Source organism: Anaerostipes faecalis (assembly GCF_018982945.1).
GTDB classification, from domain to species: Bacteria; Bacillota; Clostridia; order Lachnospirales; family Lachnospiraceae; genus Anaerostipes; species Anaerostipes faecalis.
Genome location: NZ_JABRXE010000001.1, coordinates 496,824 through 516,334 on the forward strand (window position 1 = coordinate 496,824; position 19,511 = coordinate 516,334).

18 protein-coding genes are annotated in these 19,511 nt (G+C 36.2%); 14 read left to right on the forward strand and 4 right to left on the reverse strand.

All coding sequences use genetic code 11. The features are described from left to right. Window positions 1-7: 7 nt before the first annotated feature. The 9 genes from argB (at window position 8) to holA (ending at window position 9,183) form a co-directional block, all read left to right on the forward strand. Window positions 8-916 carry an acetylglutamate kinase gene (argB, locus tag KTB61_RS02405; RefSeq protein WP_075758871.1) on the forward strand — a complete coding sequence of 303 codons (909 nt, stop codon included), beginning with the start codon at window positions 8-10 and terminating at the stop codon, window positions 914-916. A 12-nt stretch (window positions 917-928) separates the two neighbouring features. Continuing rightward, window positions 929-2,119 carry an aspartate aminotransferase family protein gene (locus tag KTB61_RS02410; RefSeq protein WP_075758870.1) on the forward strand — a complete coding sequence of 397 codons (1,191 nt, stop codon included), beginning with the start codon at window positions 929-931 and terminating at the stop codon, window positions 2,117-2,119. Between the two features lie 81 nt (window positions 2,120-2,200). Further along, window positions 2,201-2,638 (forward strand): DMT family transporter, encoded by a 438-nt coding sequence (locus KTB61_RS02415; protein WP_075760500.1) that lies wholly within the window; start codon window positions 2,201-2,203, stop codon window positions 2,636-2,638. Between the two features lie 85 nt (window positions 2,639-2,723). Then, the gene (locus tag KTB61_RS02420) at window positions 2,724-3,287 is read left to right on the forward strand and encodes a helix-hairpin-helix domain-containing protein (protein WP_075758869.1); all 564 of its coding nucleotides are present in this window, start codon (window positions 2,724-2,726) and stop codon (window positions 3,285-3,287) included. A 20-nt stretch (window positions 3,288-3,307) separates the two neighbouring features. Then, on the forward strand, window positions 3,308-3,997 hold the full coding sequence (locus KTB61_RS02425; RefSeq protein WP_075758868.1) for a response regulator transcription factor: 690 nt from the start codon (window positions 3,308-3,310) through the stop codon (window positions 3,995-3,997). A gap of 28 nt (window positions 3,998-4,025) precedes the next feature. Then, a complete protein-coding gene (locus KTB61_RS02430) occupies window positions 4,026-5,426 on the forward strand; it encodes a sensor histidine kinase (protein ID WP_216696717.1) in 1,401 nt (466 codons plus the stop codon). A 12-nt stretch (window positions 5,427-5,438) separates the two neighbouring features. Beyond that, window positions 5,439-5,957, forward strand: coding sequence for a GerMN domain-containing protein (locus KTB61_RS02435; protein ID WP_075758866.1), 519 nt, complete (start codon window positions 5,439-5,441; stop codon window positions 5,955-5,957). Window positions 5,958-5,961: 4 nt separating this feature from the next. Then, on the forward strand, window positions 5,962-8,142 hold the full coding sequence (locus KTB61_RS02440) for a DNA internalization-related competence protein ComEC/Rec2 (protein ID WP_075758865.1): 2,181 nt from the start codon (window positions 5,962-5,964) through the stop codon (window positions 8,140-8,142). A 63-nt stretch (window positions 8,143-8,205) separates the two neighbouring features. Continuing rightward, on the forward strand, window positions 8,206-9,183 hold the full coding sequence (gene holA / locus KTB61_RS02445; protein WP_216696718.1) for a DNA polymerase III subunit delta: 978 nt from the start codon (window positions 8,206-8,208) through the stop codon (window positions 9,181-9,183). 122 nt (window positions 9,184-9,305) lie between these two features. Here the strand turns inward: holA and rpsT are convergent, their stop codons facing one another. Next, a complete protein-coding gene (rpsT, locus tag KTB61_RS02450) occupies window positions 9,306-9,569 on the reverse strand; it encodes a 30S ribosomal protein S20 (RefSeq protein ID WP_216696719.1) in 264 nt (87 codons plus the stop codon). 192 nt (window positions 9,570-9,761) lie between these two features. Between rpsT and gpr the strand changes: the two genes are divergently transcribed. From gpr to hemW, 4 genes are all read left to right on the forward strand, one after another. Further along, window positions 9,762-10,622: a GPR endopeptidase gene (gene gpr / locus KTB61_RS02455; RefSeq protein WP_075758862.1), complete on the forward strand. Its 861-nt coding sequence runs from the start codon at window positions 9,762-9,764 to the stop codon at window positions 10,620-10,622. Window positions 10,623-10,766: 144 nt separating this feature from the next. Further along, window positions 10,767-11,741: a stage II sporulation protein P gene (gene spoIIP, locus KTB61_RS02460; RefSeq protein ID WP_230973575.1), complete on the forward strand. Its 975-nt coding sequence runs from the start codon at window positions 10,767-10,769 to the stop codon at window positions 11,739-11,741. Window positions 11,742-11,803: 62 nt separating this feature from the next. Continuing rightward, window positions 11,804-13,615, forward strand: a complete 1,812-nt coding sequence (lepA, locus tag KTB61_RS02465) for a translation elongation factor 4 (protein WP_216696721.1) — start codon at window positions 11,804-11,806, stop codon at window positions 13,613-13,615. Then, window positions 13,605-14,750 carry a radical SAM family heme chaperone HemW gene (gene hemW, locus KTB61_RS02470; RefSeq protein ID WP_216696722.1) on the forward strand — a complete coding sequence of 382 codons (1,146 nt, stop codon included), beginning with the start codon at window positions 13,605-13,607 and terminating at the stop codon, window positions 14,748-14,750. Before lepA ends, hemW begins: the two co-directional genes overlap by 11 nt. On the opposite strand, the gene KTB61_RS02475 is transcribed toward hemW, so the two are convergent. The 3 genes from KTB61_RS02475 to KTB61_RS02485 all read right to left on the reverse strand — a co-directional run bounded on the left by KTB61_RS02475 (window position 14,739) and on the right by KTB61_RS02485 (window position 18,680). Further along, window positions 14,739-15,638 (reverse strand): S8 family peptidase, encoded by a 900-nt coding sequence (locus KTB61_RS02475; RefSeq protein ID WP_075758856.1) that lies wholly within the window; start codon window positions 15,636-15,638, stop codon window positions 14,739-14,741. The genes hemW and KTB61_RS02475 overlap by 12 nt on opposite strands. 75 nt (window positions 15,639-15,713) lie before the next feature. Beyond that, entirely contained in the window at window positions 15,714-16,730 is a 1,017-nt protein-coding gene (locus KTB61_RS02480) for a glycosyltransferase family 2 protein (RefSeq protein WP_075758854.1), read from the reverse strand. Window positions 16,731-16,784: 54 nt separating this feature from the next. After that, on the reverse strand, window positions 16,785-18,680 hold the full coding sequence (locus KTB61_RS02485) for an ABC-F family ATP-binding cassette domain-containing protein (RefSeq protein WP_075758852.1): 1,896 nt from the start codon (window positions 18,678-18,680) through the stop codon (window positions 16,785-16,787). A 177-nt stretch (window positions 18,681-18,857) separates the two neighbouring features. Here KTB61_RS02485 and KTB61_RS02490 point away from each other — a divergent pair, with 177 nt between their 5' ends. Then, window positions 18,858-19,508 carry a redox-sensing transcriptional repressor Rex gene (locus tag KTB61_RS02490; protein ID WP_075758851.1) on the forward strand — a complete coding sequence of 217 codons (651 nt, stop codon included), beginning with the start codon at window positions 18,858-18,860 and terminating at the stop codon, window positions 19,506-19,508. Window positions 19,509-19,511: the final 3 nt, after the last annotated feature.

A 19,511-nucleotide genomic window follows, 5' to 3' on the forward strand; every position in this document is an offset into this window, starting at 1 on the left:
AAAAAAGATGACTCAGAAACAGTTAAATGTAATTGAAGAATCCCAGGAAAAAGCGAAAGTTTTAATTGAAGCATTACCATATATCCGTAGATTTAATAACTGCTATGTTGTTGTAAAATACGGAGGAAGTGCAATGAAAGACAAAGAATTACAAAAAAGTGTGATTCGTGATGTGGCACTGTTAAAACTGATTGGTATGAAACCTATTATCGTACACGGTGGAGGAAAAGAAATCAGTAAGTGGGTACGTATGTCTGGAAAAGAACCTGAATTTTATCATGGTTTACGTGTAACTGATAAAGAAACTATGGAAGTGGCAGAAATGGTACTTTTTAAAGTGAATCAGCAGCTTGTTGCCATGATGGCAGAAATGGGTGTAAAAGCAGTTGGATTATCAGGAAAAGATGCGGAAATGATTCGTGTCAAGAAAAAAGAGATGCCAGGAAAAGATCTGGGATATGTTGGAGAAGTAACAGAAGTTAATACAGAACTTTTGGAAGCATTGATTGAAGATGATTTTGTCCCTGTAATTTCCCCAATCGGACTGGGTGAAAATTATGAAGGATATAATATTAATGCAGATGATACTGCATGTGCAGTTGCCACTGCATTAAACGCAGAAAAACTGGTATTTTTAACTGATATAGAAGGTGTATTTGTTGATCCTGAAGATAAATCAACTTTAATTTCTGAAATGGATCTGGCACAGGCAAGAGAGTTTATTGACAATGGGGTTGTTGGAGGAGGAATGCTTCCAAAACTGAACAACTGCATTGATGCGATTGAGAATGGTGTTGCAAGAGTCCATATTCTGGATGGACGTGTTCACAACTGTCTGTTGCTGGAATTTTTCACAGAAAAAGGTATTGGAACAGCTATTTTGAAAGAACCGTTATTTGATAAACCATTATTTTAATTAGGAGGAATTATGACACAAAAGGATTATATGAACCAGGGAGAACAGTACATATTAAAAACATATAATCGTTTTCCAGTGGTTTTTGAAAAAGGAGAAGGAGTCTATTTATATGATGTGGATCATAAGAAATATTTAGACTTTGGTGCTGGAATTGCAGTGTTTGCATTGGGTTATGGAAATCAGGCTTATAATAATGCGTTAAAAGATCAGATTGACAAACTGATTCATACTTCCAATTTATATTATAATATTCCTGCAGTAGAAGCAGCAAAAAAAATTGTGGAAGCTTCTAAGATGGAAAAAGTATTTTTTACCAATAGTGGGACAGAGGCAATTGAAGGAGCTTTGAAGGTTGCAAGAAAATATGCATATAATAAAGATAATTCTAAAGATTATGAATTTATTGCAATGAATCATTCTTTCCATGGAAGAAGCCAGGGAGCATTATCGGTTACAGGAAATGCACATTATCAGGATGGATTTGTGCCAGAGCAGTTCCGTGCAGTATTTGCAGAGTATAATAATCTGGAAGATGTGGTTTCAAAAATTACAGATAAGACATGTGGAATTATTTGTGAGGTCGTACAAGGTGAAGGGGGAATTTATCCTGCTGATCCAGAGTTCCTTGAAGGATTAAGAAAAGTCTGTGATGAAAAAGATATTCTTCTGATTTTTGATGAAGTGCAATGTGGAATGGGTCGATGCGGATCCATGTTTGCACATGATCTTTATGGTGTAAAACCTGATGTACTTGCCGTGGCAAAGGCATTAGGATGCGGAGTTCCGGTTGGTGCATTTGTTGTGAATAAAAAAGCAGATGGTGCACTGGTTCCTGGGGATCATGGTACAACTTATGGAGGCAATCCATTGGCTTGTGCAGCAGTGAATGCAGTGTTTGACCAGTTTGAAGAATTGAAGATTCCAGAACATGCAAGGGAAATCGGTTCTTATCTTTTTGAAAAACTGGAAGAGCTGAAAGACTCATATGATTTTATTACGGCACATCGTGGTATTGCATTGATGCAGGGGCTTGAATTTGCACCTGAAAAACCGGTAGGTGAAATTGTTAAAAAAGCTTTGGAAAAAGGGTTGATTCTTATTTCGGCAGGAAATAATGTAATCCGATTTGTTCCGCCGCTTGTTATTGAAAAAGAACATGTGGATGAAATGATAGAAATCCTGAAAGAAAGTTTTGAATAAAGAGAAATGAATAGAAAAAATCTTCATGGAAAAACTAATGGATATGAAAAAAGTCTGAGTTTAGAAATGGAGGTTTTTTTTATGTTTGGATTTATTATTGCATTGATTTCCGGAATGTTAATGAGTATACAAGGGGTCTTTAATACGGAAGTAACAAAACAAAGCAGTATATGGACAGCAAGTACATTTGTGCAATTTACAGGATTTCTCGCATGTATTCTGATTTGGCTGTTTACGGAAAGAGATCAAAGCTTTATGATGCTTGCCAAAGTATCACCTAAATATCTTTTATTGGGAGGAATTTTTGGTGCAGGTATAACATTTACAGTCATAAAAAGTGTTGCTGCACTTGGACCGGCACAGTCTGCCATGATGATTGTGTCATCACAGATTATTGCTTCCTATCTGATTGAAGTGTTTGGACTGTTTGGGGTTGAAAAGTCCGGCTTTCAATGGATGAAAATAGCAGGAGTTGTTTTGTTCGTAGCAGGTATTATAATATTTAAATGGAAATCTTAAATATCACTTGTAAAGTAATATTATTTTAGTTACAATAATAGATAGATTTTCATGTTCCGAACTCTTTGTAATGACCGGGAGGTTTATGTTGTTAAAAAGAGTCCAGATAGTTATTGTTTTACTGTCGTTTTTCACTCTTTTGACAGGGTGCGCGGATACGTCAGATGTAAAGATTCGACAGGAGAAGACGACAGCGGCCAGTTCGTCTGTGCAGGAATCGAAGATTTATGTCTATATCTGCGGTCAGGTGAAGCAGCCAGGAGTATATCGTTTTCCTAAGGATGCAAGGATTGTGTCAGCTGTAGAAGCAGCAGGAGGATTTACTTCAAAGGCCTCAATAGAAAGCATTAATCAGGCAGAAAAGATGAAAGACGGACAGCAGATTTATGTACCATCAAAGAAAGAGACCAGTAAGAGTGTACCAGAAAAACAGGGAAATATAGAGACATCCAAATCTGGAAAGATCGATATTAATACTGCAGGAAAGGAAGAATTGATGACATTGCCTGGAATAGGAGAATCCAAGGCACAGTCCATCATTTCATATAGAGAGGAACATGGTCCTTTTTCAAATGCCGAAGATATTATGAAAATCCAGGGGATAAAAGAGGGAATCTATGATAAATTAAAAGACAAAATAACAATTTAAAATATATAGAGGTGTGAAAAATGAGAAAGGTATTAGTTGTTGATGATGAAAAATCAATCGTTAAAGGACTTAAATTCAGCCTTGAGCAAGATGAAATGCAGGTTGATTGTGCCTACGATGGTGAAGAAGCATTGGCAATGGCCAAAGAAAAAAAGTATGATATTATCCTTTTGGATGTTATGCTTCCGGGATTAACAGGATTTGAAGTGTGTCAGGCAATTCGTGAATTTTCTAATGTTCCAATTATGATGCTGACAGCTAAGGGTGAGGATATGGATAAGATCCTTGGATTGGAATATGGTGCGGATGATTATATTACAAAACCATTTAACATTCTTGAGGTGAAAGCCAGAATCAAGGCGATTATGCGTCGAAGTGCACATCATGATGCCCATGTGGAAGAATCACCAAAAGTTATAGAGTCAAGAGGTCTGAAGATTGACTGCGAGAGTCGGAGAGTTCATATTCATGGTAAAGAGGTGAATTTGACAGCAAAAGAATTTGATTTGCTGGAATTATTAGTGTTTCATCCAAACAAGGTATATAGCAGAGAAGATTTGCTAAATACTGTATGGGGATATGATTATCCGGGAGATGCAAGAACTGTCGATGTGCATATACGTAGACTGAGAGAAAAGATTGAAGTTAATCCAGGTGTACCGGATTATGTACATACAAAGTGGGGGGTAGGTTACTATTTTCAAGCGTAAGAAGGACAGGTTCGCCTTCTTACATAGTATGCAGTTTATCGTATTAATTGCGGTATTTTCTCTATCCGTGTTTATTTCAGTATTATTTAGCAAATTCTTAAATGACGGTTATAGTGAAAAAGTACTGGATCAGAAGATAGATCATATTGAAAACCAGTGTAAATGGCTGGGCAATCAGGTAGTTGGAGTTGATTTTATTTTAGATGGCAGCTCCAACTCTCTTTCTACGCAAACAGACCAGCTGGCTGCCAGTATGAACGGGCGAATCATAGTCATAAAAAGTAATTATAAAATCATAAAAGATACTCATACAGATTTTCAGGACAGATATTTTTTGAATAAGGATATTCTGAAGATTATGGATGGTAAAAAGAAACGTATTGTCAGAGAAAAAGGCGATTATGCAGAAGTCATGGTTCCTATTGTGTCAGAGGCAGAAGGTAGAGATGATGTTTTAGGAGCAGTAATCTGTACTGTTCCTCAGAAGGATATTATGGCTGCAATTTCTGACATGAGCGAAAGAAGGAATATGCTTTTGGTTGCATTTATTATCTTCGGGTTGTCTTTTTCTGTAGTTTTAAGTTATTTGCTTACAAGAGATTTTCGTAAGATTCAGAAAGATGTTGACTATATTGCTGCAGGTCATGAAGATGCTTCTGTCGGGGAGTCAGGTTTTACTGAAGTCCAGGAAATTGTACATCGTTTTAACGAGATTTTGTCCAGGATGCAGACCTTAGAGGATTCCAGGCAGGAATTTGTATCCAATGTATCTCACGAGCTGAAGACACCAATGACATCTATGAAAGTTCTGGCGGATTCACTTCTTCAGCAGGGTGATCAGGTTCCGGTTGAATTGTATCGGGAATTTATGGAAGATATTGTTGCGGAAATTGACAGGGAGAATGTGATTATTTCAGACCTGCTGTCGCTTGTTAAAATGGATAAAAAGGCAGCAAAACTGGAGATTTCAAATGTGAATATCAATGACCTGCTGGAAATTATCATGAAACGATTGAAACCTATTGCAAAGCAGCGTAATATCGAGCTGATTTTTGAAAGTTTTCGACCGGTAACAGCAGAAATCGATGAAGTAAAATTGACACTGGCACTTTCTAATATTATAGAAAACGGAATCAAGTATAATAAAGATGATGGATGGATACGTGTGACACTGAATGCTGATCATAAATATTTTTATGTGAAGGTAGCTGATTCAGGTGTCGGTATTCCGGAAGATTGTCAGGACAAAGTTTTTGACAGATTCTTCCGTGTTGACAAAGCAAGATCCAGAGATACCGGAGGAACGGGACTCGGTCTTGCCATTGCTCATAATGCTGTACTGATGCACAATGGTGAAATCAAACTTTACAGCAAGGTGGGAGAGGGAACAACATTTACCTTTAGAATTCCTTTAAAATACAACGTATAGGAGGATGACATCATGATGAAAAAGAAAAAAATTATAGCTTTTTTGTGCTGTCTTTGTCTAATGTTTGTATTTTCGGGATGTCGGTCAGAGAAGAAAACAAAGAAAACAGATAAGCAAGAAGGAGTGGCTGTTTACTATACTGATAAAGACTGTACTCGTTTAATTTCTGTGAAAAAGAAAATTTCATCTACAGATAATCGACAGCAAAAAGTGGAACTTCTCTTAAAAGAGATGCAGACCAACCGTAAAGACAGCATGTATAAATCAGCAATTCCCAAAAGAGTAATTATGAACAACGTGACAGTCAGCAGTAATGTTGTTTCTATTGATTTTTCAACGGGATATAAGAAAATTGCGGAAAACGAAGATTTAATTTGTCGTGCAGGGATTGTTTATACACTGACTCAGCTGGAGGATATTAATTATGTGTCTTTTTCTGTTTCCGGGAAAGCTATGCTGGATACGGATGGAAAAGCTATTGGAGCTTTAGGACGTGACAGTTTTGTCTTTGGTGAACTGCCAATGAAATGATTTTATGAAAAACAGACCGATGGTTTTAATATTTGCCGGATGTATGACCGGTGTGGCCGCTGTGTGGAATGAAATGTCCATAACAGCGGTTTTTTATTTTCTTTTGTCAGCTATCGTTTTCGCTGTTCTTATCAGAAAAAGTAAAAATTATCTGTTAATCATTGCCGGTCTGTGTCTGGGATTATCAGTCATGGGAATGCAGAAATATTCGGCACAGAAGGAATGGATGAAAGTCTTAAATGAACAGCAGAATTATTATCAATCAGAAGTTATTAAAGTGACAAATAGAGACAAAGGTCTCACCTGCCTTTTAAAACGGCAGGGATATGAAGGGAAAATTCTCCTTTATTATTCCGGGGATGAAGATATTTATCCTGGAGATAAAATAGGCGTATGGGGGTCTCTGGAATTTTGGGAGAACAGTTCTAATCCTGGAGAGTTTTCGTTGAAAAACTATTATCTTAGCAAGGGAATTTATTTCACATCTTTTTCAGATCATATTCAAATCTTAAATTACAGTTCCGGTGGAATGGAATACTATTTTATGAAGTGCCGGCAGTATTTCAAGGATCAAATTCAAAAACAGTACTCTAAAGATACGATTCCGTTAGTACAGGGGATGCTTCTTGGAGATAAATCAGAAATTTCGGATGTCCAGAAAGATGAATTCAGAGAAAGTGGATTGATTCATTTATTAGCAGTCTCAGGGCTTCATATTTCCATGGCAGGAAGAAGTATTTATAATATTCTCCGAAAAATGGGAATCAACTTTCTTATAAGCAGTTTTGTAGGATTTTTAACGGCAGGATTTTATTGTATCCTTACAGGACTTTCTGTTTCAGCAATTCGTGCATGGATTATGCTAGGAGTATATTTTCTGGCACAAATAACAGGGAGACCATATGATCTTCTATCAGCAGGTGCTTTTGCAGGTATTTTATTACTGCTGAAAAGACCGTTTTATATTTTGGATACAGGATTTTTATTATCATTTACAGCTGTTTTTACTATCGGATCTATTCAGCAGATGGAAAATCAATATAAAAATTATGTTCAGAAATTTCTAAATAGTGTAAAGTTTCCGTTGTATATTCAGATGGGAATGTTGCCAATGATGATTTACATTCAGTATGAATCGCCGGTTTTATCATTTCTTTCCAATTGTGTGGCAATACCTGTTGCATCTATGGCATTTGAAATTGCTGTATGTTTCTTGTGGGTACCATATGTTCCTATACATCGAGTATCAGATACAATGTTCCGTTTTGTAATCTGGTTATCAAGGCTGAAATATGGAATGATTACTGTCGGAAAAGTACCATTGTTTTGGGTGTTTATTTATTATGGAATATTAGGCATTATAATCAATGGAAATTTAAAAAAGAATTTTACTTTTAAAATGATTGGGATTTATTCAGGAATCCTTATTCTTCTGATAACACCAATGATTCGTATGCCGGCAATTGTTTTCATGGATATTGGGCAAGGGGATTGTGTGATGATGAATACAAAAGGCGGCATGGTAGTGATAGATGGTGGAAGTTCAAGTAAGGATCATGTTGGGAAGTATCAGATGTTACCATGTCTGAAATATTATGGGTATCGTAAAGTGAAAATTGCAGTTATAACACATTTGGATTCAGATCATTATTCTGGGATTCTGGAATTACTGGAAATGGGGAAAATAGAATACCTTGGACTTCCTGCGGTGCCGAAAGATCAAAATTACATGAAAATAGAAAAAATAGCTGAAAGGATGAATGCCAAAGTATTTTATTTATCAAAAGGAAATAAGATATCTGGTCAGGATTTTTATCTGGATATCATTCACCCTCAAAAGAATAGTTCTCTAGAGAAAAATGCAGCTTCACTGGTGATGCAAGGAGAAGTATTTGGATATAAAATTTTACTTACCGGGGATGTGGAAAAAGAAGGAGAAAAAGTACTGAAGGAAGAAGGACTTAAAAATACAGAGATAGTAAAAATTGCACATCATGGCTCAAAAAATTCTACCTCTAAGGAATTTCTGGATATTGTAAAGCCTTTGACAGGGATTATTTCATGTGGAAAAAATAACAGATATGGACACCCTCATCAGGAGGTGATGAAAAGATTAAAGGAATATCATATAAAGATTCGAAGAACGGATCAAGAAGGTGCAGTTATAATAAAAGGACGAAATTAGATGCTGAAAAATACTATAATATATGATAACATACTATTACAAAAGTTGAAGTGAGTGAATGAAATGAAAAAAATATTAGAACATATTAAAACAAATACATATCCGAAATTCTATCTGTTCTATGGTAGTGAGAAGTATATGGTATCTCAGATGAAGGAACAGCTTAAAAATGCTCTGGTTTCCAAGGAAGATACCATGAATTACTCATATTTTGAAGGAAAAAATACAGACTCCCTGGAGGTGGCAGAGCTGGCTAAAACACTTCCTTTTTTCAGTGATCACAGGTTGATCATTCTGGATCAGACGGGACTTGGGAAAAAGACAGATGATAAATTCCTGGAACAATTGAAGGAATGTGCTGATACAACAGTTATGATTTTTGTTGAAGATGATGTGGATAAAAGATCCAAAATTTACAAGTATTTATCAAAAGAAGGGCATGTTGTATCTTTCGAGGCGGCAAGTGATAAAGACCTGGCTAAATGGATTCAGTCACTGCTGAAAAGAGAACAGAAACAGATGTCTTCTCCTGTACTTCGCAGCTTTTTGTATCGATGTGGTTCTGATATGTTTACTTTAAAAAATGAATTGGAAAAACTGGTTTCGTATACAGATGACAGAACTGAAATAACACAGAAAGATTTGGATGCATTAACATCTTCTCAGACAACAAACCAGATTTTTGTTATGCTGGAGGCCATTGCCCGAAAACAAAGGGATAAGGTATTGACTTTGTATTATGATCTTATTGAGTTAAAGGAATCACCTTTTGGTATTTTGGCTCTTCTGGTAAGACAGTGTAATCAGTTGCTGCAGGTTAAGGATCTTGAAAGCAGGGGACAGAACAATAGTACAATTGCAAAGAAAATAAAAGTACCGCCATTTGTTGTTGGAAAATTAAAAGAGCAGGCAAAATTGTTTCGAATGGATACTTTATATCAGATGGTGGAAGCTTGTGCAAAAACCGATGAACAGATTAAGAGTGGTATTATCAGCGATAGAGTTGGAGTAGAGCTATTATTAATTGAATTTAGCCAATAGGAGAAATGTTCAAATTGTAAGAGTTGGGTTGAAGTATGCAAGGAAAGCTAGAGAAATCAGGGATGAAATAAAAAAAGAAGAGCTGACGGTTGCTCTTCTTTTTTTATATATATAATCTGAAATTAAGCTACTTTGTTTACAGCTTTTGTTAAACGAGAAATTTTTCTTGCAGCTGTGTTTTTGTGGAAAATTCCTTTAGAAGCTGCTTTGTTGATTTCTGAAATGCATGCTGTTAATGCTGCATCAGCTGCTGCTTTATCTCCAGCTGCGATAGCTGCGTCAACTTTTTTAATGTAAGTTTTAACTTTAGTTTTGATTGCTTTGTTTCTAGCTGTCTTTGTTTCGATAACTTTAATTCTTTTTTTTGCTGATTTAATGTTTGCCAATGTGGGCACCTCCAATATAAAAAACTTTATAATATCTATTCGTTTCGGTATTCGTCTACAGCGAGACACGGTTAAGCCATAGACAAACATACTGTTATATTTTATAGAAGAAAGTAAATTTTGTCAATAAGAAAAACTAAAAATCACATATTTTTTTGAAAAAGTACAATACTAACAAAAAAGGAGAAGAGTATGCAAAACCGTACAGATTTGGCACTGGAATTAAAAGAGGATATGACAGAAGAATCTTTGTTATCAGGAGTGGCAGTAAAGACGAGAATTGATACTGCCAATCATATGAAAGAAACAAAGATCATTATCAAGAATAAAAAAGGTGAAGAAGCTTTGGGAAAGCCTATAGGGCAGTATATTACCATTGAAGCAAAAAATCTTTCGCGAAATGATGGTGATTTTCATCGTGAAATGAGTAAGGCGTTATGTGACAATTTGAAGGAAATGATTCCAAGAAATGCCAAGGTACTGGTGGCAGGACTTGGAAATGCTGGCGTAACAGCAGATTCTCTTGGACCTAAGGTGGTAGAACAGCTTTATGTAACAAGACATTTAAAGAAAGAGGGACTGTTAAATTCGGCTATGGAATTAAGTGCTATTGCTCCTGGTGTGATGGCGCAGACTGGAATTGAAACAAGCGAAATTTTAGAGGCACTGGTTGATAAAACAAAACCTGATTATGTGATAGCCATTGATGCACTGGCTGCTAGAAGTTCATATAGGTTAAATCGTACAATACAAATTAGTGATACAGGAATTGCACCTGGCTCCGGGGTAGGGAATCACCGCAATGAAATTACAAGAAGAACTGTAGGAATTCCGGTTCTTGCAGTAGGAGTTCCTACGGTAATATCGGTTCCTGCAATTATTAATGATCTATTAGAAGAAGAAAATCAGGAAAAAGCTTACCAGAGACTGGATGAAGAATTTATATCTATGCATGTGACTCCTAAAAATATAGATGAGTCCATGAGAAGAATCAGCTATACCATTTCTGAAGGAATTAACCAATTACTGCATATTCATGGAAATTATGAATAGAATGAAAATATGGATAAAAAAAGGAAGTTAGTTACAATTTTTTCTCTGATGTGTATCATAATAATTTTTTTTATAAAAGTGTTCGCTCATCAGGAATTTATATCAGAGGTGATAAATGGGTTCTACCATTGTCTTGAAAGGGAAATGTTTCCAGTGCTTTATAAAAAAGAGCAGTCCCTGTATGGAGACGTATTGTCCGAAATTATTGCCATGTATAAGGAAGAGGCTGCACCTGTACTTCAATTTAGTGAAGATTATAAAAAAACATCCGGGCTGGATCTGGTATCAGAAAATTATTATTATTTTGAAGACGATGAGGAAACGGATGGTCACGTAGAGGAGGTTGAGACATCCGGCAAAAAATTTCATATAAAAAATTGGGAAAATTCTCAGTATTTGCGAAAGTACATTTATCAGATTGACAGTACGACAACCGTTACAAATAGTGAGATAAATGGAAAACAATTAATGAATATGGATTTAAGTCTGAAAAAAACCTCGTCTCCTCAGGTCCTTATTTATCATACTCATGGAAGCGAGCAGTATAAAGACAGCAGGCCAGGGAAAAAAAGTGATACAGTAATAGGTGTAGGTGATGCGCTGGCTCAAAATCTAAAAAAGAAAGGTATCAGTGTAATACATGATCGAAGGATTTATGATATGCAAAATGGAAAAGAAGAGCGTTCCAGAGCATATAATTATGCAGCAGTATCTATTGAGAAATATTTAAAAAAATATCCTGAAATACAGGTTATCATTGATCTTCACAGAGATGGAGTGAAAGAAAGCACAAAACTTATTACTACTCAAAATGGCAGAAAAATGGCACAGATTATGTTTTTTAATGGAATTAGCCGTACTGCAACTAATGGTGATATAAAGTATTTAAAAAATATAAATAAGAAAAAAAATCTTGCATTTAGTTTGCAGCTTCAGGCACAGGCAGCAAGGAAATATCCAGGATTCACGAGAAAAATATATATTAAAGGATATCGATATAATCTGCATTATCGAGGAAGAAGTCTTCTTGTAGAGGTTGGAGCACAAAACAATACAGTAAAGCAGGCAAAAGCATCTATGAGTTTACTTGCTGAATTATTAAATGATGTGTTATACTAAATAAGTTAACGCCATTCACGGCAGGTACGCCGGGGCGTACTTGATTTATTTAGGAGGAACATATGGCTATAGATCAGAGTAAGATTCGAAATTTTTGTATTATTGCACATATAGATCATGGGAAATCGACGTTAGCTGATCGTATTATTCAGATGACGGGAACATTAACCGATCGAGAAATGCAGGAACAGGTTCTGGATAATATGGATCTGGAAAGAGAAAGAGGAATTACAATTAAGTCTCAGGCAGTACGTATTGTATATAAGGCTGATGATGGAGAAGAATATATCTTTAATCTTATTGATACTCCGGGACATGTTGATTTTAACTATGAAGTATCTCGAAGCCTTGCAGCATGTGAAGGTGCTATTTTAGTTGTTGATGCGGCGCAGGGAATAGAGGCACAGACACTGGCAAATGTTTATCTGGCATTGGACCATGATCTGGAGATTATGCCTGTTATCAATAAAATAGATTTACCAAGTGCAGATCCAGAGAGAGTTAAAGCTGAAATTGAAGATGTTATTGGAATTGATGCCGAAGATGCTCCATTGGTATCAGCGAAAAGCGGGCTGAATGTGGAGCAGGTTCTTGAACAGATTGTAACAAAAATTCCAGCTCCAAAAGGAGATTCAAAAGGACCTTTGCAGGGATTGATTTTTGATAGTATTTATGATGCATACAAAGGGGTTATTATTTTCACACGAATTAAGGAAGGGACAATTAAAGCAGGAACCAAGATGAAAATGATGGCCACAGGTGCATCTGCAGAAGTTGTAGAAGTAGGTACCTTTGGTGCAGGACAGTTTATTCCATGTGATGAGTTAACAGCAGGAATGGTAGGGTATGTGACGGCAAGTCTTAAAGATGTACAGGGAACCAGAGTGGGTGATACCATTACTGATTTGAATCATCCATGTGCAGAGCCGTTGCCTGGATACAAAAAGGTCAATCCAATGGTTTACTGTGGATTATATCCAACAGATGGAGCAAAATATCCGGATTTAAGAGATGCATTGGAAAAGCTTCAGTTAAATGATGCTGCACTTCAGTTTGAACCGGAAACTTCCATTGCACTTGGATTTGGATTCCGATGTGGATTTTTAGGATTACTACATCTGGAAATCATTCAGGAACGTCTGGAGAGAGAATATAATCTGGATCTGGTGACTACAGCACCAGGTGTTATTTACCGTGTATATAAGACAGATGGAACGATGATTGAATTGACTAATCCATCCAATCTGCCGGATCCATCAGAGATTGATCATATGGAGGAACCGATTGTTACGGCTGAAATCATGGTGACTTCTGAGTTTGTTGGTGCCATTATGGGACTTTGCCAGGAACGAAGAGGTGTATATCTTGGAATGGAATATATGGAAGAAACGAGAGCGCTTCTTCGATATGAACTGCCTTTAAATGAGATTATTTATGATTTCTTTGATGCTTTAAAATCACGTTCCAGAGGATATGCCTCTCTGGATTATGAAATGAAGGGTTATGAAACAGCCAGACTGGTGAAATTGGATATTCTCATAAATAAAGAAGAAGTGGATGCTTTATCTTTTATTGTTCACGAAGATACTGCTTATGAACGTGGAAGAAAGATGTGTTCAAAATTAAAAGAAGAAATACCAAGACATTTATTTGAAATACCTATTCAGGCAGCTATTGGAAGCAAAATTATTGCCCGTGAAACGGTGAAGGCAATGAGAAAAGACGTTCTTGCAAAATGTTATGGAGGAGATATTTCAAGAAAAAGAAAGCTGTTGGAAAAACAGAAGAAAGGAAAGAAGAGAATGCGTCAGGTTGGAAGTGTAGAAATTCCACAGGAAGCATTTATGAGTGTGTTAAAACTGGATGAAGACTAAAGAATTGGAATTATATGTTCATATTCCTTTTTGTATACAAAAATGCAATTATTGTGATTTTTGTTCTTTTCAGGCATCAGAAACTACAGTCAAGTTATATATGGAAAAGCTTTATCAGGAACTGGAACAATGGGGCAATCATTTGGACGGCGACAGAAAGATTTCTACAATTTTTATTGGAGGAGGGACCCCATCTTCCATTGATGCAGTTTATATTCAGAAATTGTGTCAGATTATCAGACAATCCTTTTCTGTCATGGAAAATGCAGAAGTTACCATAGAAGCTAATCCAGGAACGGTAGATGCTGAAAAATTAAGAATGTATTATGATGCGGGAATTAGTAGAATCAGTTTTGGACTTCAAAGTACAAGGCAGGAAGAACTTTCTTATCTTGGAAGAATTCATACTTATGAGGAGTTTCTTGAAAGCTATTATGATGCACGAAAAGCCGGGTTTGAGAATATTAATGTAGATCTGATGAGTGCAATTCCAAAACAGACGATAAAATCTTATGAGGAAACACTTAGAAATGTAGCAGAATTGAAGCCTGAGCATATTTCTGCATATAGTCTGATCATTGAAGAGGGAACAAGGTTCGCACAAGATGAATCTATTGGATTATATTTGCCGTCAGAAGAAGACGAAGTTTCCATGTACAAGATGACTGGAGAAATTCTTGTAGAGTATGGTTATGAAAAGTATGAGATATCTAACTATGCCAAGCCGGGCTATGAGTGTATACATAATCTGGGTTACTGGTCACAGATTCCTTATCTGGGAGTAGGACTTAATGCAGCTTCATATCTGGATGAAAAACGTTTTGAAAATTCTTTTTCTATGAATGAATATCTGGCAACCGATTATTTTCCAAAAGTGTTTGAAGAAACCAAACCCTTAACCTTGGAAGCACAAATAGAAGAATTTATGTTTTTGGGGCTTCGTAAAACCAAAGGGGTATCAAGAACAGAATTTAGGCAAAAATTCCATCAGCCTATGAATTATTTTTATAGGAATGTAATAGAGAAAGCCATAGGCTGCGGATGGATGCAAGAAAAGGATGATATGTTATCATTGACGGAAAAAGGAATTCTTATCAGCAATCAGGTATTGTGTGAATTCCTGTTAGAGGTCTAATAATTTTTTTAGATTGATTTTCCCCCAGCCCTGATGGTGTCTGGGGGTTTTTAATTGGTCGCAATTGTTTTTTAATTTTAGTTTTGCGTCTTTATTGGTGTAATATGGATATTTTTCGATTAAAAGTGCCATTGCACCGGAAACCACAGGGGTTGCCATTGAAGTACCGCTTTTTATAGTGTAGTGGTTGTTGATACTGCAGGAATAAATATTTGTTCCTGGTGCTACAACATCGGGTTTCATAACACAAGAACGAGTTGGTCCTCTTCCGGAATAGTGACTGGAAAAGCGGTAATTACCTATGATTTTCATAAAGTCATCGCTGGAACCAACGGTGATGATTTTTCTGCTGTTTCCGGGAATAGAGATACTCTGAGGACCTGGACCGTGATTGCCTCCGGCAATACAAACGATAAGACCATCATCCCATAATTGATCCACATAGCGAAGAATCTCTCTGGAAGATTCATCTTCGTTGGTTTGCGCAGTGCCTATGGAGATGTTTACGATTCGAATATCATAACTCTGATAGTTTGTATGAATCCAATCCAGACCGCGGATAAAAGCGGATGGAATACCATTTCCAAAAGAATTTAAAACTTTTAATGAGATAATGTGTGATTTCGGAGCAATCCCAAGAATATCATTGCCATAAGGACAGGAAGAAGCTGCTATTCCGGTAATATGAGTACCATGTCCATTGTCGTCATAGTATTTGGTTTTATGATTGACAAAGTCAATAAATGCAGCAATACGATGATCAGCTGGAGCAAAGTCTTTATGGGGAAAAAGACCGGTATCCAGAAAAGCAATACCGATTCCTTTTCCCATAAGACCCTGTTTATGAGCAAGATCTGCATGAATTTGTTCTGAGATGGATTGTAACATAGATTTCTCCCTACTGTTATATTATAGAATACGTACAGCAGGGAAAAAGGATACATCAGATGTGGGGTGAGAAAATTAATTAAAACCGATAAATTTTCTCGCGGCTTTGTATATACCAATGGTTGTTTTTCTTCCGCCTCTTCCTGGAAGATTTACTGCATAGCCAACAATACTGTGGCGGATTTTACGATAAAGAGATTTATCTTTATCATATAGATATTTCCATAATTCTTTCTTCATCTGAATATGCTCCGGCTTGCCTGATTTCAAGGCAATAATAGAAGAAATACACATGATGATAGACAGATAATGCCGCATATAACGGGCAAGAGGTTTGGTGGTGATGTTGAAACCAGCCATATAATCAATCATAATTTTTGTAACTAAAAACTGCTGATCGATTCTCTTAATCATATTTATTTCGTTTACAGACTGATCATCTCGACCGATAAAATAGCGGTAGAAATTTACATCCAGATAATACATGTTTTTTACATATGGAAGTGGTTTATATACATAAATGTTGTCAACATAAAATGTATGTTCTGGAAGTTTTAGCTGGCATTCCCGAAGCAGTGCTGTACGATAAATAACAGAATGCATAAGAATATACTGTCCAATAGGAAATCGTTTTACATCATTCCAGCAGAATACTTTATTGTGAGGAATGGCATGACGATAATGGATAACAGTTTTTTTTCTGGCACCCTGTTTTTCGTAAACATAGTTTGCAAGAAGCATGTCAAGAACAGTTCCTTTTTCATAGAAACTAGATAAAGTATCCATGATTTTGTCATAGGCTGCCTGATTAACCCAGTCATCGCTGTCTACAACTTTTAAGTATATGCCGGTGGCATTGGCAATTCCGGCATTGACTGCGCCGCCGTGTCCTTTATTCTCCTGGTGGATGGCACGGCAAATAGTAGGATATTTTCTCTGATATTCATCTGCAATTGCTGCAGTATGATCAGAAGAACCATCATTAACGATTAAAATTTCAACATTTTCGCCACCTGGTAAAAGTGTGTCAATGCAGTGACGCATATATTCCTGAGAGTTATAGCAAGGTACTACAAAGGATAATAATTTCATGATAACCTCCATATAATTATTATGATTTCTCTAATTATACCCCTTTTTACAAAATTAGCAAAGGGTTTCCCATTCTTCATACAATTCTTCCAGAGAATCAGTAATAGAAGCCTGCTCATTACCGAGCTCCATTAGTTTTGCAACATCTGTAGCAATTTCTGGCAGTGCCATTTGTTCTTCAATCTCAGACTGGCGTTCTTCTAGCTGTGTGATTTGTTCTTCGACTTTTTTTAGGCGATTTTCCTTTTTCCGCTGTTTTGCCTGAAGTTCTTTCTGCTGCTGCCAGTCAAGCTTGGATTCCGTGATTTCTTCTGCCGGGTTATTATCTGCAGTAATAATGGCTTCTTTTTCTTTTTGTTTTAAATAATCCTGATAATTACCAGTATAAGATGTCAATCCGCTATCAGAAATTTCAAGAATACGGGTAGATGTTTTGTTAATAAAATAGCGATCATGAGAAACGTAAAAAATTGTTCCTGTATAAGCGTTCATGGCAGATTCCAATATTTCTTTTGAATGGATATCCAAATGGTTTGTAGGCTCGTCCAGAATCAGAAAATTGGCATGAGAAAGCATTAGTTTTGCCAGAGATACACGCCCTTTTTCTCCTCCGCTTAAAGAAGATATCGGTCGAAAAACATCTTCTCCATAAAACAGAAATGCTGCCAGAGTATTTCGTATTTTTGTATTTGTAAGGTCTGGATATGAGTCGGATATTTCATCAAAAATTGTTTTTGAATCGTCCAGGTTATCTTGAGCCTGGTCATAATATCCGATAGATACACCAGCCCCAAGCTGAATCAGACCACTGTTTTTACTGATCTTTTTACATATGATTTTCAATAATGTTGTTTTTCCAGTACCATTTGGTCCGATCAGAGCAACACGTTCACCTCTAAAAATATTACAGCTGATATGATCAAACAGAGGCTTTGAGCCGAATGATTTTTTCACATCTTTTAATGTCAGAACATCATTACCGCTGATTACTTCAGGTTCAATGATAAGACGCATATCAGAATTATATTCCATTGGTTTCTCAAGAATTTCCATCTTATTTAAGGCTTTTTCGCGACTTTCAGCACGTCGAATGGATTTTTCGCGATTAAATTGCTTTAGTTTTTTGATAACTTCCTGCTGGTGTTTAATTTCCTGCTGCTGATTTTCATATTCCTTTTGGCGGATAGCTTTGATCTGATCTCGTTTTTGAATAAATTGAGAATAATTTCCATCAAAAAGCATAGATTTTCCCAGTTCGATTTCCATAACTTTGTTGACAATCTTGTCAAGAAAATAGCGGTCATGGGATACGATAATCACCGCTCCGTTATAATGGGACAGGTAATTTTCCAGCCATCGAATGGATTCTACATCCAGATGATTGGTAGGCTCGTCCAGTAATAAAACATCAGGATTTTTCAATAGAAGTTTTCCGAGGGCTACACGTGTCATTTGCCCTCCTGATAATGTACTGATCTGTTTCTGGAAATCTTCTTCACAAAATCCAAGTCCTTTTAAAATCCCGGTAATTTCACTTTTGTATGCAAATCCATTTAACTGTTCAAAACGATGGGTGGCATTGGTATATTGTTTCATTTTCTGCTCAAGTTCTTCACCACTTAAATGTTGCATTTCGTGTTCGCATGTTCGCATTTCATGGTCCAGTTCAATTATTTCCTGCTTTACGGAAAGCAGTTCATCAAAGATTGTATGGTGAAAGCTATGATTCTGATGCTGTGCCAGATATCCTAGAGATGTATCTTTTTTCATGGATACTTCTCCGTCATCTGCACTTATTTCTCCAACGAGAATTTTTAATAATGTGGATTTTCCTGCACCGTTATATCCGATAATCGCCAGTCGGTCATTTTCATTTAAGTGGAATGAAATATTCTGTAAAACAGGTTTTTCGACAAATGTTTTACAAATATTCTGGCATGATAAAATCATAAGTCAATAACTCCTTCTATTATATAAAATATTATTTTCAATGAAGACACTAGAATTCAGAATATCATATTTTCATATAAAATGGAATAATTTTCATTTGGAAACTAATGAGAAAGATTGACAGTTATTAGACAATCTTATATAATTAAAATAGAAATAAAGTTTGGAGGAAATAAAATGGGAAATACAAATAAAAATATTTCATCAGCTGTAATAAAACGTCTTCCAAGATATTTCCGATATCTTGGTGCATTAAAGGCAAAAAATATTACCAGAATTTCTTCTAAGGAACTGAGTGAACGTATGATGGTAACAGCATCTCAGATACGCCAGGATTTAAATAATTTTGGAGGATTTGGACAACAGGGCTACGGATATAATGTGGAAAATCTGTACACCGAAATTGGAAAAATTTTAGGGCTGGATAAGAGAAATGATATGATTATTGTCGGAGCAGGAAACCTGGGACAGGCCCTTGCGAATTATCAGTCATTCAATGAAGATTATGGATACAAAGTAATGGCGTTATTTGATGTCAATCCAAAACTGATAGGTATTTCTGTTCGTGGAGTTAAAGTGCTGGATATTGATGATATGGAAGATTATATCAAACACCATAATATCAAGATTGCAGCATTGACACTTCCAAAAGACCAGGCTCCAAGTATAGCTAAAAAGATGGTTGAATGGGGTATTCGAGGATTTTGGAACTTCGCTCCAGTGGATTTGCATCTTCCGGAAAATGTTACAGTAGAAAATGTACATCTTGCTGAAAGTTTAATGACATTGACTTACAATATACATAATCGGGAAGAGAATGGAGAGTAAGAA